The following is a 15,180-nucleotide window of genomic DNA, read 5'->3' as shown; positions in this document are numbered from 1 at the left end:
CGGGCGATACGAACAACTGTCAGCCTGTAGCGCAACGGCATCCTGAGCTGACAGCACGTCACCACTACCCTGGGTCGGTCCACTGTCGCCGAGGAGGCACCCGGTGCGCATCGACGAGACGATCGCCGAGCTGGAACACGTCGCGGCGCGCGAGGTGGGCCGGGGCAGCGAGGCGCTGGCCGAGCCTGCGGCGGGTGGACTCCTGGCCGCCGCCCGGTCGCTCGCCACCGCCGCGGCGCCGGACGCCGCGGTGTTCACCGGGTTCTTCATCCCCGGCGCCGACCCGCCCGCCGTGGAGACCGACGGCCCGCTCGGCGCGGTCCAGATCGCCGCCGCGCTGCGCCTGCTCGGTGGCCGGTGCCGGCTCGTCACCGACGAGCCCTGCGCCCCAGTGATCGAGGCGGCCGTCGCCGCCGCCGCGCCGGGCCTGTCGGTGGACGTCGCGCCACTGCGGGGGTACGACGACTGGGCCGCCGCCCACCTCCCCGAGTACGCCCGGCTGACGCACCTCATCGCCTGTGAACGGGCTGGGCCTACAGTGGATGGTCGCCCTCGCAACATGCGCGGCGAGGACATCAGCGCGCACACGGCACCCCTGGACCGGCTCTACACCTGCGGGTCGGCCTTCCGGATCGGAATCGGCGACGGCGGCAACGAACTGGGCATGGGCCTCCTGCCGGCGGACCTGATCGGACGGGTGGTCGCCTCGGGCGAGCGCATCCGGTGCGTGGTCGGCGCGGACGCGCTGCTCGTCGGCGGCACCTCCAACTGGGCCGCCGCCGCCCTCGTCGGCGCGCTGTCGCTGCTCCGCCCCGAGGTGCCCGAGCTTCGTACGCTGCTGGAGCCCGCCTGGTCGTACGACCTGCTGACCGCCATCGTGCGCGCGGGTGCGGTGGACGGGGTGCGCCGCCGCCGGGCGCTCAGCGTCGACGGCCTCGACTGGCCCGCGTACGCCGAACCGCTCACCCGCATCGCCGAGCTGGTCAGGGCAGGCCGGTAGGCGTGGGTGGCTCGACCGCCGGCCGCAGTGGCCTCGGCGGCCGGCTCTCCGCTCGTGCCTGCACAACCCGGCGGGGACGCAACGGCAGGTGCAGAACGACGGCGACCACCGCGAAGGCCGCCCAGCCGCCGCCCAGCGCCACGGCCGACGAGACGTCCTGAAGGTAGTGGTACGCGCAGAGGAACGCGACAAGCGCGAGGCTGTTGCGGGCGAAGTGCCTGCTGAACTCGGACAACTGCCGGCGGGCCTCGATCGCGACAAGCACCCCCGAGTACGGGAACGTCACCACCATGCCGCGCAGCACGGCACCGAGCAGCGCGGTGAGGATCGCCCCAAAGAAGATCACCACCAACTTGAGCAACGCCGGCAGCCCGTCCGGGCGAGTCTCCGCAACGGCGGCTGGCTCGTCGGCGGCGGGTGCGGCGCGCGGGCCGGCGCTGCGGCGCAGCCACAGCATGGCCGCCAGCCAGAGCAGGAGCGTGCCGGCGAGGGCCGCCTCGAACGGGATGTGGACGGCCAGCAGGCCGGCGCTCAGCGCCACGTACACGGCGATCCCCGCGCCGTCGGCGAGCAGGATCGGCCAGCGCAGCCGCTGGTGGGTGACCGCCACGGTGACGAAGAAGAGGTTGAGCCCGAGCACGCCGAGCACCTGCGCGCCGTTCACCGGGTAGTCGGTGCTGACCAGGGCGAGCGTCATCGGCAGCGGCAGGCTGTAGACCAGCGCGCGGAGCCGGACGGAACGGATCACGCTGACCGCCCAGACCACGGCCGTCACCAGCAGGACCGCGCTCACCGTCATGACTCACCCGTTCCCGCCCCGGTAGGGCCGTCAGTCCTCGAAGGTCGCGGCGTTCGCGCAGAGCGCGAACACGCGGGTGAGCCGGTCGACGTCCGTCCGGTTGACCGAGAACTGGTTCTCGCCGATCTCGCCGTGCGCGGTCATGTGGGCCTCCCAACAGCTCGACCCGTCCCACAGTGTCAGGTTGACGTGGAGCTGCGGGCTCACCACACCGAGGGGCAGCAGACCTACCCGCGCTCCCGCCGCGCGCTGCCGTTGCACCAGGGCGGTCAGCTCGTCGCTCGGCGTGGCGTAGACGAAGACCCGGGTGATCTGGACACCCCGTTGCAGGGCCTCCAGGTTCGCCTCCCAGTAGCGCCGGCCGATCTCGCTGCGCCACCAGCTCAGCTCCCCGCTCACCCGGGGCATCACGTTCGTCAACCCATCCAGCCGGTGTACGCAGGTGCGGGTCGCGCCGACGAGGTCCTCGTCCTCATCGCCGCGCCGGATGATCCTGCCGTCCGCGAGTTGCTCGGCCTCCAACCGGAACTGCTCGTAGCGCCGCTGCGCCTCCAGCGCGACCCGGGTGCCCGCGTGCTGCTCGGCCGCGTCCCGCATCGCCCCGGCCAGCTCTGTCGTGGTGCGGACCAGCCAGGGCGGGCCGTCCAGCAGGGTGCGCAGATGAAAGCGGCGCTCCGCACGGGCCAGGGAGTCCACCAACAGCGAGATGGTGATGCCCATCAGACCGGCCAGCAGCGACTCCACCCCGGAGGCGGCGTTGCTGAGGTCGAGCACGATGCTGAGGCTGATCGACAGCGTGATGCCGACCAACGCCACCGGGTCGGTGTGCGCCACCAGCCGAACGAAGCCCCGAGTGTGGCCGCCGCCTGGTTCCCGCAACCGCTCACGGGCCACGTCACGGGTCATCGAGATCCCCCAATCAGCCGCTCCCGCCAGCCTAGACAGCATCCACAACCACCGGCCCCGCCGCAGCGGGCCGGTAGCATCCGGCAGGTGCAGAGCGCGGACGCGGCGGCGTCGACCGGGCCGACCGACGAGCCGATCACGGCGGAGGTTCGGGCCTGGGTCTACTCGGCCCCGCTCAGCGGCCTGGTGGCCCGCTTCGGCGGCACCTGGCCCGACGGCGACCTCACCGAGGTGCTCGGCTTCCTGGATGACTTCTCCGCCCGCCACTGGGACTTCCGCGGCGGCCGGGAGCGGCCCGACGCCCGGGAACCCGACCTCGACCCGGCCACCGCAGAGCTGGTGCTCGACACGGCGGCCGCGCTCGGGCTGATCCATCCGGTGCTGCCGGTGCTGCCGGCGTACGCCCACCTGGTGGTGCTCGGCGGCCTGGCGCACGCCTGCGTACGCCGCGTCGGGTACGCCGCGCACCTGCTCCGCGCCGGCCTGCCGGTGAGCGGCGAGGTCGCCGTCCTGGGCAGTTTCCGGCCGCTGTCGGACTGGGAACGCCGCACGCTCGCCGACGCGGGCCTGCCGGCCGACGAGACCGAGGTGGACGTGCTGGACACGGCCGTCCGCCAGGTGTTCGGGGTGGCCGCCCCGGTGGAGCAGGACGGCGTCGACGCCGGCCACCCACACCACTCCTGGTCGTCGCGGACCTACCGGCCCGACGGGCTACCGCCGATCCGGGTGCTGGCCGCGCCGTCCAGCGAACCGGACCAGCGGCGGGCGCACACCGCCGACACCCAGCGGTTCTGGGCCGGGCACGTCCGGCTCGCCCCGGGCGACGAGGTCCTGATGGTCACCGCGCCGATCTACGTGCCGTTCCAGCACTGCGACGCGCTGCGCACGCTGGCCCTGCCGTACGGGTGCGCCATCGAGACGGTCGGGGTGGACCCGACGCTGGCCGACCTGGCGGTGCTACCCGAGCAGACGCTCACGCCCGGGCGCTACCTCCAGGAGATCCGGTCGGCGATCCGCTCGATGCGCGCCCTGCACATCGCCACGCGACAGCCTGGCTGACGGCCAGGCTCAGCCGGCGGTGTCTGCTAAGCCGGGCTCAGCCGGCGGTGTCTGGCTAAGCCAGGCTCAGCCGGCGGTGTCGGCGACAGCCTGGGCGAAGACCTCGGAGCGGTGCTCGAAGTTGCGGAACCGGCCGTAGCTGGGGGCGGCCGGGGAGAGCAGCACCACCCCGCCGGCCGGGGTCACCTCGCGGGAGAGCCGGACCGCGTCCACCAGGTCGTCGACCAGCTCGGTACGCACCTTCGGCAGGCCGGCGAGCACCTCGACGATGCGGGTGCCGCTGTCCGGAATCCCGATCACGGTCAGCTCCCGTTCGGCCAGGTGCTCGGCCAACGGCGTGTAGTCCAGACCCCGGTCGTTGCCCCCGACGATCACCGTCAACGGCCGCCCGTCGTACGCGTCGATGGCGTGCATGGCCGCGTACGGGCTGGTGGCCAGGGTGTCGTCGACGAACGTCAGCCCGGACGGGTCGGTGATCTCGGTGAGCCGGTGGGCCAGCCCTTGGAACTCGGCGACCGCGACGGCCAGGTGGTCCTTACCGGCCACCACGTCGACGCCGAGCGCGTCGAGCACGGCGAGCGCGACGCAGAGGTTGCCCTCGTTGTGCCGACCGACCAGCGGCAGCACGGCGCGCGGGAAGAGCGGCTGCGCACCGAGGTGAAACCAGGGCGTGCCGTCGACGCCGGTGGCGACGTGGGTGGTGTCGGGGTGACCGGCCCGCACCGCCGGCAGCTCCCCCAACTCGGCGGCGAGGCGGGGGTCACCGCCGTTGACCACGATCGTCTGCGGGTCGTGGGCGAGCAGGTTCAGCTTGTCCCGGTAGTACTCCCGCTCCCCACCGTGCGCGTCCAGGTGCTCGGGGAAGAGCGCGGTGACCACCGCCACCCGGGGCGAGTCGGTGAGGTCGCTGCACTGGTAGCTGGACAGCTCCAGCACGTACAGCTCCGCCTCCGGCAGGTCCAGGGTCGGCACCCCGATGTTGCCGCCGAAGACGTTCGGCCGGCCCATCGCGGTGAGCAGGTGACTGATCAGGCTGGAGGTGGTGCTCTTGCCCTTGCTGCCGGTGACCCCGACGGTGCGCGCGGCGTGGTCGGCCATCCACAGCGCGGTGCCCTGGGTCACCATGATCCCGCGTCGGCGCAGCTCGACCAGCCACGGGTGGGTCTGCGGCACGCCCGGGGAGCGGACCACCACGTCCACGGCGGCCAACCGATCGAAGCCCGCCTCACCGGTGACCAGCGGCGCCGCCTCGGCCAGCGGGCCGTCCCAGGGCAGCGACAGGAAGTTCGCGCTGTCGTCAACGGCGACCAGCTCGGCCGGGCCGTGCGCGGCGATGGCGGTCACAGCGGCCCGGCCCTCCCGACCGGTGCCCCAGACGGCGACGGTACGTCCGCGCAGGTCAGAAAGGCGCACGGGGCTCTCCTCGGGGGTCACGGCGGCGGCAGGGCGGGCTCGGTCCGGACACGGCCGGACGAACCAGGGCCTAGTATGGCGTGTGCCCAACGAGCAGCTCCGGCGGATGGACGCCTTCACCTTCCCGTCCTACTCGATCGACTTCGCCACTGGCGAGGTCTTGTTCGACTACGCCCTGACCGGCCCGGCCGGTGAGCAGCGGTTCACCGAGGTGATCACCCTTCCGCTGCCGGCGGAGCCGCCCTCCGACGAGACGGTGGCGACCCTCAACCGGGTGTTGGAGGTGCTGCACCTCGTCGCCGGGGTCAGTTACTACAAGGCCGCCGCGCCGCCCCGGCTGGTGCTGCCGGCGCCGCTGGGCGCGGCCACCGTCGACTACGTCACGGCCGTCTACACCAAGGGCCTCGCGGAGTACGCGTACCGCAATCAGCTGCCGCACGTGCTAGAGCTGCGCCCGGAGGTGCCGGCCGGTGACGTGTCGCCGGCCCGGGTGTACGACGACTCGGACCGTCGCCCGCTCTCCGCGGTCGGCGGCGGTAAGGACTCGATCGTCAGCCTGGAGGCGCTGCGCCGCGCCGAGCTGGACCCGGTGCCGTTCTCGGTCAACCCGAACCACGTGATCGTCGCGGTCAACGAGGCGTCCGGGCTGGTCCCGCTGGCCGCCCGGCGGCGCATCGACCCGGTGCTGTTCGACCTGAACGCGGCCGGCGCGCTGAACGGGCACATCCCGGTCACCGCCATCAACTCCCTGATCGCGGTGGCCACCGCCGTACTGCACGGGCTGGGCCCGGTGGTGATGTCCAACGAGCGTTCGGCGTCCGACCCGAACCTGGTCTGGAACGGCCACGAGATCAACCACCAGTGGTCCAAGGGTGTCGAGGCCGAAGGGCTGCTGCGGGCGTCGCTGGCCGAGCACGCCGGCCTGACCGATCCGTACTTCTCGCTGCTGCGCTCGCTCTCCGAGCTGCACATCGCCCGACTGTTCGCCGAGCACACCCGGTACGACGACGTGGTGACCAGCTGCAACGCCGCGTTCAAGCTGCACGACGCGAGCGAGCGCTGGTGCCGGGACTGCCCGAAGTGCCGGTTCGTCTTCCTCGCCATGGCACCGTTCATGCCGCGCGAGCGGGTGGTGGGCATCTTCGGCGGTGACCTGCTGGCCGACGAGTCGCAGATCCCCGGCTACCGCGAGCTGCTGGGCGTGGACGGGCACAAGCCGTTCGAGTGCGTGGGTGAGGTCGAGGAGTCGGTGGTGGCCCTCGGCCTGCTCGCCGAGCAGGACCAGTGGCGCGACGCCCCGGTGATCCAGGCCCTGGTCGAGGCCGTCCCGGAGACGGCCTGGTCCGCAGTGGCCACCTCGGACGTCTTCACCCCAGGTGGCCCCAACCACATCCCCCCCACCTACGCAAAAGCCCTAACCCCCTAACCGCCCCTCCCGGCCCCCTTTCACTCCGTTGATCATGAAGTTGTTGCCACTCGCATCGGCGTGTCATGGCAATAACTTCATGATCAACGGAGGGGTGGGGTGGGGGTGGGTTTAGGGGGTGCGGACTGCTTCTAGGGCTAGTAGGGCTACGTGTAGGGAGAGGCTGGCCTCTACCGAGTCGAGGTCCACGTCGAGGATTCGGGCGATGCGGGCCAGGCGTTCGTAGAAGGCCGGCCGGGACAGGTGGGCGGCGGCGGCACCGGCGGACTTGTTGCGTCCCTGTTCCAGGTACGCGCGCAGGGTGTCGAGCAGCCGTTCCCGGGGGTGCCGGGCGTCGTACTCCAGCAGGGCGCCGAGTTCGCGCTCCACGAACGTCTGCAGGCGGGGCTCGTCGCGCAGCAGGTGCAGCAGCCCGGCCAGACCGACGTGCGGCAGCCGGAAGATCGGCAGGTCACGGCGATCCCGCCGGGCCGCCTCGGCGATCTGCCGCGCCTCGACCAGCGAGCGTCGGGCCTCCCGCAGGGTGCTCACCCCGGACCCGGCGGCCACGATCACGGCACCCGGACCAACCCCGCGGGACGCATCGACACCGAACGGCGCAGGCAACGGGTCGACACCGACCGCCGGCCGCAGCCCGTCGCCACCGGGGGGTACGCGGCCCGCGCCAGCCTCCAGGCGTACCCGACGAAGTGCGCTGGCGAACGCGGACAGCGCGCGGTCCTCGGCGGCCGGGTCCGGCAGGGCCAGCAGCGCACCCACCGAGTTGTCGTCGACGGCGCTGGTCAACGCGGTCAGCTTCGCCTCCCGCAGAGCCTGGCCGACCGCCTCGGAGAGGTCCTGTAGCCGGGCCTGACCGGCCTCGGGGCCGACCTCCCCGGCGGGGTCGTCGGCACGGTGGCGGACCATCACGCCGACCAGGTGCCGCCGGTCGAGCACCACGCCGAGCGCCTTGGCCCGCAGCCCCACTTCGTCCACCGGACGGGAGTGGTCGAGCAGCGCGGTGAGCAAAGTGCGGTGGATCTGCCGTTCCAGGCCCTCGGCGTCGCGGCGGATCAGCCGGCCCAGCGCGAGGGTGGACGCGGCCCGCTCGATCAGGATGGTGAGCCGGGTGGGCGGGCCGGCGGTCGGTTCGACGGCCTGGGCGCTGGGCACGTCCCCGCTGGCCGGCCAGCGCAGCAGCAGCCGACCCCAGTCCTGCCCCCGGGCGCCGACGGTGGTCACGAGCCAGCCGCTGTCCGGGTCGTACGCGGTCCGCCCGGCCGGCCGGATCCGCCGGGAGTGCTGCTCCCAACCGTCCAGCAGCAGCTCGGCGCTCTCGCCCGCCGGGTCGTACCCGAGGACCTGCCGGGACAGGTTCTCCAGCACCACGGGGCAACCGGACAGCTCGGCTGCTTGTCGGATCACCTCGGCGGCGTCGGCGCCCTCGACGGAGAGGTCGTTGAAGCGCTGGTGGATCTCCTCGGTGGCGCGCAGCTCGGTGAGCTGCGCATCGACGATGAGCGCGTGCACCGCCTCGGTGATCCGGACGAACGGGGTGGCCCGGCGCAGCTCCACCAGCGGTAGCCCGCGCCGCTCGGCGGCGGCGACCATCACCCGGGGCACCCCGCTGACGTACCGGCGACCCAGCTCGACGACGAGCCCGGAGACTCCGACGTCGGCGAGGTCGCCGATGAACGCGCGCAGCCCCGCGTCGTCCCCGGGCAGGCCGATGCCGGTGGTGAGCACCAGTTCGCCACCACCGAGCAGGGTGGCGATGTCCGGCACCTCGGCGACGTGCACCCAGCGGACGGGCCGGTCCAGCCCGGCGTCGCCAGCGACCATGCGCGGCGCGCCGTGGCGGACCGGGCCCAGGGCGAGGACCTCACGGACGGTAGGGAACACGGCCGACACGCTACCGTCCGTGACGCCGGAACTCGACATTTGCCGCCCAGCCGGGCGGGCGGGCCGGCTCAGTCGGTGCCGAACTCCATCGCGGCACGGTCGAGCGCCTCGTCCTGGGCCGAGGTGACGCCCCGGGAGGCGATGGCTTCCGCGCCGCCCTGGGGCATCGCGCCGATCAGCCCGGTCGAGGCGGCCTGCTCGGCGCCGATCATCCGCTGCGCGTTCCCGCCGCCGACCAGGCCGAGGGAGGCGTACTGCTCCAGCTTCGACCGCGAGTCGGCGATGTCCAGGTTACGCATGGTGAGCTGGCCGATCCGGTCCGACGGGCCGAACGCCGAGTCCTCGGTACGCTCCATCGACAGCTTGTCGGGGTGGTAGCTGAACGACGGGCCGGTGGTGTCCAGGATCGAGTAGTCCTCGCCCCGGCGCAGCCGCAACGTCACCTCGCCGGTGACCGCCGTGCCGACCCAGCGCTGCAGCGACTCGCGCAGCATCAGCGCCTGCGGGTCCAGCCAGCGACCCTCGTACATCAGGCGACCGAGACGGCGACCCTCGTTGTGGTAGTTGGCCAGGGTGTCCTCGTTGTGGATGGCGTTGACCAGCCGCTCGTACGCGGCGTGCAGCAGCGCCATCCCGGGCGCCTCGTAGATGCCCCGGCTCTTGGCCTCGATGATCCGGTTCTCGATCTGGTCGGACATGCCCAGGCCGTGCCGGCCACCGATGGCGTTCGCCTCCAGCACCAGGTCGACGGCGCTGCCGAACTCCTTGCCGTTGATGGTGACCGGGCGGCCCTGGTCGAAGCCGATGGTGACGTCCTCGGTGGGGATCTCCACCGACGGGTCCCAGAACCGGACTCCCATGATCGGGTTGACCGTCTCGATGCCGGTGTCCAGGTGCTCCAGGGTCTTCGCCTCGTGCGTGGCGCCCCAGATGTTGGCGTCGGTCGAGTACGCCTTCTCGGTGCTGTCCCGGTAGGGCAGGCCGCGCTCCAGCAGCCACTCCGACATTTCCTTACGCCCACCCAGCTCGGTGACGAAGGCGGTGTCGAGCCACGGCTTGTAGATGCGCAGCATCGGGTTGGCCAGCAGGCCGTACCGGTAGAACCGCTCGATGTCGTTGCCCTTGAAGGTCGAGCCGTCGCCCCAGATCTGGACGTCGTCGGCGACCATCGCCCGCACCAGCAGGGTGCCGGTCACGGCGCGACCGAGCGGGGTGGTGTTGAAGTATGCCCGCCCGCCGGTGCGGATGTGGAAGGCGCCGCAGGTCAACGCGGCGAGGCCCTCCTCGACCAGGGCGGCGCGGCAGTCGACCAGGCGGGCGAGCTCGGCGCCGTAGCTGAGCGCACGACCGGGCACCGAGGCGATGTCGGGCTCGTCGTACTGGCCGATGTCGGCCGTGTAGGCGCAGGGGATCGCGCCGTTGTCGCGCATCCACGCGACCGCGACCGAGGTGTCGAGGCCGCCGGAGAAGGCGATGCCGACACGTTCGCCGGTGGGCAGGGAGGTGAGAACCTTGGACACAGGGAAGATTATGCAATAGAACGCATGGCCATGCAAGCTGGCGGGATCTACTCGCCGTCGGACGGTGGATCCTCCCGGCCCAGCTCCCAGAAGGCGACCGCGGCCGCCGCCGCGACATTTAGCGAATCGACACCTCGGCGCATCGGAATCACCACCCGTACGTCGCTGGCGGCCTGGGCCGCCGCGGTGAGGCCAGGCCCCTCGGCGCCGAGCAGCAGCGCCGCCCGCTCACGCTGGGCCGCGGTCAACCGCTGGATCGGTACGGCGTCCGGCGCGGGCGTCATGGCGAGCACTGTGAAGCCGGCCTCCCGCACCTGGTCCAACCCCTCGGGCCAGCGTTCGAGCTTCGCGTATGGCATGGCGAAGACCTCACCCATGCTGACCCGGACACTGCGCCGGTACAGCGGGTCGGCGCAGGACGGCGACAGCAGCACCGCGTCGATGCCGAGCGCGGCGGCTCCCCGGAAGAGCGCACCGAGGTTGGTGTGGTTGTTGACGTCCTCCAGGAGAACGACCCGGCGCGCGGCGGCGAGCACCTCGGCCGCCGTCGGCAGCGGCCGGCGGTGGAACGACGCCAGCACTCCCCGGTGTACGTGGAAGCCGGTGGCCCGTTCCAACACGTCCTGGGTGGCGGCGTAGACCGGCGCGTCGCCGGTGTCCAGGTCGGCGAGCTGGTCGACCCGCTTGGCGTCGACCAGGTACGACCGGGCCGGGTAGCCCGCGCGTAGCGCCCGGCGCAACACCAGCTCCCCCTCGGCGATGAACAGGCCGTGCGGCTGCTCCCAGCGGGTGCGCAGCTCGACGTCGGTGAGCGCCCGGTAGTCGGCGATCCGGTCGTCGTCGGGGTCAGTGATCTGGTGGACGGGCACCCGACGATTCTGCCGGACGCGCGGCGGCACGCTACGACGACCGCCCAGCGGGGTGTTTTGTCCGAAGAAGAAGGGGAATGACCGGCGGAGCATCGGACTCGCGGGGAAGGACAAGCCAGGTGAGCACAGACCACACGGCACCGGATGAAGCGGGCCCGCTGCCCCGGCGCCCGACCGTCGCGGACCACATCGTGTCGCGACTGTTCAGCTGGGGCGTGCACCGCTACTTCGGCTACCCCGGCGACGGCATCAACGGCCTCACCTCCGCGCTGCAACGCACCAACGGGCGGGCCCAGTTCATCCAGGTCCGCCACGAGGAGACCGCCGGCTTCGCCGCCTCCGCGCACGTCAAGTACGGCGGGGGCCCGCTGGGCTGCGCGCTGGTCACCAGCGGGCCGGGCGCCATCCACCTGCTCAACGGCCTGTACGACGCGAAGCTCGACCACCAACCGGTGATCGCCCTGGTCGGGCACACCGCGACCACCGCCGAGGGCGGGGGCTACTACCAGGAGGTCGACCTGCTCGCCCTCTACAAGGACGTGGCCGCGGCGTTCCTGGCCCAGCTCGACCACCCGGCGCAGGTACGCCACCTCGTCGACCGGGCGTGCCGGACGGCGCTGGCCCGGCGTACCGTCACCGCCCTGATCCTGCCCCTGGACGTGCAGGACGAGCCGGCCGTGCCGAACCCGCCGCACGCGCACGGCTACTACCAGACCAGCAACGCGCCGAGCAGCACGCCGACGGTGCCGCCGGAGGCTGACGTACGCCGGGCGGCCGAGGTGCTGCGCGGCGGGCAGCGGGTGGCCATGCTGGTCGGGCAGGGTGCGCTCGGCGCGCGCGACGAGGTCCGTGAGATCGCTGAGCGGCTCGGGGCCGGCGTGGCCACCGCGCTGCTGGGCTTCACCGCCGTCGACCACCGCGAGCCGTGGGTGACCGGCGCGATCGGGCTGCTCGGCACCCGACCCAGCTGGCAGCTGATGAGCGGCTGCGACCGGCTGCTGATCGTGGGCAGCAACATGCCGTACTCGGAGTTCTACCCACCGCCCGGACAGGCCCGCGCGGTGCAGATCGACCTGGACGGCACCCAGCTCGGGCTGCGGTACCCGACCGAGGTGAACCTCACCGGCGACGCCCGCCCCACGCTGCGGGCGTTGCTGGACGAGCTGGGCCCCGGCCCCGGGCCGACCGCCTGGCGGGCGGAGATCGCCGAGGACACCTCGGCGTGGCGTCGGGTGCAACGCGACCTGGCCGAACAGGCCGCCGACCCGGTCAACCCGCAGTTGCTCTTCCACACCCTCAACGAGCGGCTGCCCGACGACGTGCTGCTCGCGGTCGACTGCGGCACCACCACCGCGTGGTACGCCAGACACATCCAGGTACGCCCCGGAATGCTGGCCAGCCTCTCCGGCACGCTGCTGTCCATGGGCGGCGCCATGCCGTACGCGCTGAGCGCCAAGTTCGCCCACCCGGACCGGCCGTTGGTGGCGCTGATCGGCGACGGCGCCATGCAGATGAACGGCGTCAACGAGCTGATCACCGTGGCGAAGTACTGGCGCAGCTGGGCCGACCCGCGCTTCGTGGTGCTGGTGCTCAACAACCGGGACCTGGCGTTCGTCAGCTGGGAACAGCGCTCCACCGAGGGGACGCCGATGTTCCCGGACAGCCAGCAGTTGCCGGACATCGCCTACCACAAGTGGGCGGAGGTGCTCGGGCTGCACGGCGAGTTGATCGACTCGCCGGACCAGGTCCCGGACGTCTGGGACCGGGCGCTCGCCGCCGACCGGCCGGTGGTCATCAACGCCCTGGTCGACCCGGCCGAGCTGATGCTCCCACCGCACTTCACCGTCGAACAGGCCCGCAAGACCGCGGCGGCGGTGCTGCGCGGCGACACCGACTGGGCCGGAATCATCCGCCGCGGGCTCCCCGCGACGCTAGCCAGCTACCGCCCTCGCCGCCGGGAACGCTGAGGGGCGTCCGCCCCGGCGGTCGAGGGCGAGGCGTCAGCCCCGGCTGTCGAGCCAGCGCTGCAGAGCCGAGCGGGGGTCGTCGGTGCTCTGCTGACGGTCCGGCACGGTCGGGCGGTCAACGGGGCGGTGCGGGTCACCGGCCAGCTCGTGGCTGGGTGCCACGAACGCCTTCTCCGGCTGGCCCTTCACGGCGGTGGCGATGACCCGGGCGACCGCGTCGATCACCTTGGTCTGCACCGCCGACCCCACCGAGTCGGCCGGGTCATCCGGGTTGACGGCGATGCCGGCCACCGCGACCTGCGGGGTGTAACCGACGAACGTCTCGGTGGAGTTCCGCTCCGAGCTACCCGTCTTGCCAGCCACCGGTCGGCCGTCGAGGATGCCGTTCACACCCGTGGCGGTGCCGCCGTTGCACTGCCCGAACGCCGACTGCTGACCCACCGGGCAGCGAGCCGCGTCGGTCGCGGCCCGGGCGACATCGGGGTCGAGGACCTTCTTGCAGGAGGGCTGCCCGACCGGCACCTTCGCACCGTTCGCGCCGGTCACCGAGAGCACCGGCACCGGCGTGCAGTAGGTGCCCTCGGCGGCCACCGTGGCGTACGCGTTGGCCAGGTCCAGCGGGGTGGTGGAAGCCACGCCGAGGGTGAAGGCACCCCAGTTCGCGGCGTTGTTCTTGGCGAAGTCGGCATCGGAGCCGGCACGGAAGGTGATGCCGAGCCGCTGCGCCATCTCGACCACCTTGTCCTGGCCGACCTGCTCGGCCAGCCAGACGAAGTAGGTGTTCACCGAGCGGCCGAAGCCGTCCCACATCATTCGGTACCCGTCCATCCAGTCCGGGTTGGCGTTCCCCGGGCACCAGTGGCCGTCGCAGCTGCCCGGACCCTCGGCCGCGTACCGGGTGGGCAGCTTGGCGGGCGCGTCGAAACCGGTGGAGAGGGTACGGCCCGACTCCAGCGCGGCGAGCATGGTGAACAGCTTGAACGTCGAACCCGCCTGGTACCCCTCGACGCTGGCTCCGCCGGAGATCAACGGGTTGACCGTGTTCGGGTAGTTCGCCTGCCCGGCCGGGTTGTCGGCCAAGCTGTAGTGCCGGTTGACCGCCATCGCCAGCACCCGCCCGGTGCCCGGCTGGACCGCCGCGATCGGCAGGGCGTGCTTGTTGTCGTATCCATAGACCTTGGTGGCCTGCTGCTGCGCGCTGGCCTGGATCTTCGGGTCCAACGAGGTGATCACGGTGTAGCCGCCCGAGCGCAGGGCCTGCTCGCGCTCCGCGACCGTGGCCCCGAACGCCGGCTGGGTCATCCACCAGCGGCGCAGGTAGTCACAGAAGTAGCCCCAGTCGTCGTGGCCCTGGGAGACGGCGGTGCAGCCGTTGGGCTGGGCGGTGGGGTGCAGGGCCAGCGGCTCCGCCTTGGCCTGCGCGGCCTGCGCGGCGGTGATCGCGTTGGTGGCGACCATCGAATCCAACACGTACGACCGGCGGGCGAGCGCCTGGTCTTTGTCGCCGCTGATCGGGCTGTACGCGTCCGGGGACTGCAACAGGCCGGCGAGCAGAGCCGACTCGGCGAGGGTCAACTGCGCCGGCGCCTTGCCGAAGTAACGCTGGCTGGCCGCCGCGATCCCGTACGCGCCGGAGCCGAAGTAGGCGATGTTCAGGTACCGGCCGAGGATCTCGTCCTTGCCGAGGCTCTTGTCCAGCGCGCTCGCGTACCGGATCTCCTGGATCTTGCGGCCGACGGTGGGGTCGGTCGCGGCGGCGCGCTCCTCGGCGGTGCGGGTGGGGTCGGTCTTCAGGACGTTACGGACGTACTGCATGGTCAGCGTCGAGCCGCCCTGCTCACTGCCGCCACCCTTGACGTTGGCCACCAGTGCCCGGGCGAGGCCACGCATGTCCGCGCCACCGTGGTCGTAGAAGCGCCGGTCCTCGGCCGCCACGATCGCCTGCCGCATGACCGGCGCGATGTCCGACAACGCGACGTCGGTGCGGTTCACGTCGTAGAACGTGGTGATCAGAGTCTTGCCGTCATTGGCGTAGAGGTACGAACGCTGCGGGGTCGCCGGGGTGCGCAGCGAAGCGGGCAACGCGGCATACGATCCGAGCGCGGAGCGGGCGGTGAGCCCGAGCAGGAGATTGCCCGGCAGCGCGGCGACTGCCAGGACAAGCCCGGCCAACACGCCGGCGAGCAGCACGGTGAACAGCCGCGACAGCGGCGAGCGGGGAGCGGCCATGCAACCCAGGATTGCCACGAAAGCCGCCAACCGACCACCCCCAGCCCTCAATTGTCAGCAACTTCACGGCCCCCCACCAGCCACCTCCCACCCACCCCAGTCCCCCCAACC

The 15,180-nt window shown here is 72.2% G+C and carries 11 protein-coding genes; 4 read left to right on the top strand and 7 right to left on the bottom strand.

From position 1 onward, the window contains the following. Window positions 1-103: 103 nt before the first annotated feature. Window positions 104-1,000, top strand: coding sequence for a glutamate cyclase domain-containing protein (locus IF46_RS0126855; RefSeq protein ID WP_030491170.1), 897 nt, complete (start codon window positions 104-106; stop codon window positions 998-1,000). On the opposite strand, the gene IF46_RS0126850 is transcribed toward IF46_RS0126855, so the two are convergent. Together IF46_RS0126850 and IF46_RS0126845 are read right to left on the bottom strand one after the other, a co-directional pair. Beyond that, entirely contained in the window at window positions 984-1,799 is an 816-nt protein-coding gene (locus tag IF46_RS0126850; protein ID WP_030491169.1) for a hypothetical protein, read from the bottom strand. The two genes, IF46_RS0126855 and IF46_RS0126850, sit on opposite strands and share 17 nt — an antisense overlap. Before the next feature lie 30 nt (window positions 1,800-1,829). Then, window positions 1,830-2,705, bottom strand: coding sequence for a hypothetical protein (locus IF46_RS0126845; RefSeq protein ID WP_030491168.1), 876 nt, complete (start codon window positions 2,703-2,705; stop codon window positions 1,830-1,832). An 87-nt stretch (window positions 2,706-2,792) separates the two neighbouring features. On the opposite strand from IF46_RS0126845, the gene IF46_RS0126840 reads away from it, so the two are divergent. After that, window positions 2,793-3,764 carry a hypothetical protein gene (locus IF46_RS0126840; RefSeq protein WP_030491167.1) on the top strand — a complete coding sequence of 324 codons (972 nt, stop codon included), beginning with the start codon at window positions 2,793-2,795 and terminating at the stop codon, window positions 3,762-3,764. Window positions 3,765-3,830: 66 nt separating this feature from the next. Here the strand turns inward: IF46_RS0126840 and murD are convergent, their stop codons facing one another. Further along, window positions 3,831-5,177: a UDP-N-acetylmuramoyl-L-alanine--D-glutamate ligase gene (murD, locus tag IF46_RS0126835; RefSeq protein ID WP_030491166.1), complete on the bottom strand. Its 1,347-nt coding sequence runs from the start codon at window positions 5,175-5,177 to the stop codon at window positions 3,831-3,833. Between the two features lie 82 nt (window positions 5,178-5,259). Here murD and IF46_RS0126830 point away from each other — a divergent pair, with 82 nt between their 5' ends. Then, on the top strand, window positions 5,260-6,603 hold the full coding sequence (locus IF46_RS0126830; RefSeq protein ID WP_030491165.1) for a hypothetical protein: 1,344 nt from the start codon (window positions 5,260-5,262) through the stop codon (window positions 6,601-6,603). Between the two features lie 111 nt (window positions 6,604-6,714). Here the strand turns inward: IF46_RS0126830 and IF46_RS0126825 are convergent, their stop codons facing one another. Genes IF46_RS0126825 through IF46_RS0126815 form a run of 3 tightly spaced genes read right to left on the bottom strand, consistent with a single transcriptional unit; the run spans window position 6,715 to window position 10,966 of the window. Continuing rightward, window positions 6,715-8,493, bottom strand: coding sequence for a PucR family transcriptional regulator (locus IF46_RS0126825; protein ID WP_030491164.1), 1,779 nt, complete (start codon window positions 8,491-8,493; stop codon window positions 6,715-6,717). A gap of 59 nt (window positions 8,494-8,552) precedes the next feature. Next, entirely contained in the window at window positions 8,553-10,004 is a 1,452-nt protein-coding gene (gene argG / locus IF46_RS0126820) for an argininosuccinate synthase (RefSeq protein ID WP_030491163.1), read from the bottom strand. Between the two features lie 47 nt (window positions 10,005-10,051). After that, entirely contained in the window at window positions 10,052-10,966 is a 915-nt protein-coding gene (locus tag IF46_RS0126815; protein WP_420063596.1) for a TrmH family RNA methyltransferase, read from the bottom strand. 26 nt (window positions 10,967-10,992) lie between these two features. Here IF46_RS0126815 and IF46_RS0126810 point away from each other — a divergent pair, with 26 nt between their 5' ends. Continuing rightward, entirely contained in the window at window positions 10,993-12,840 is a 1,848-nt protein-coding gene (locus IF46_RS0126810) for a thiamine pyrophosphate-requiring protein (protein WP_051724204.1), read from the top strand. A gap of 33 nt (window positions 12,841-12,873) precedes the next feature. Here IF46_RS0126810 and IF46_RS0126805 read toward each other — a convergent pair whose 3' ends face one another. Beyond that, entirely contained in the window at window positions 12,874-15,069 is a 2,196-nt protein-coding gene (locus IF46_RS0126805; protein ID WP_030491160.1) for a transglycosylase domain-containing protein, read from the bottom strand. Between the last annotated feature and the right edge of the window lie 111 nt (window positions 15,070-15,180).

It is taken from the genome of Micromonospora chokoriensis, assembly GCF_000718555.1.
Lineage (GTDB): Bacteria > Actinomycetota > Actinomycetes > Mycobacteriales > Micromonosporaceae > Micromonospora > Micromonospora chokoriensis_B.
This window is presented reverse-complemented; position numbering and strand designations above follow the sequence as displayed.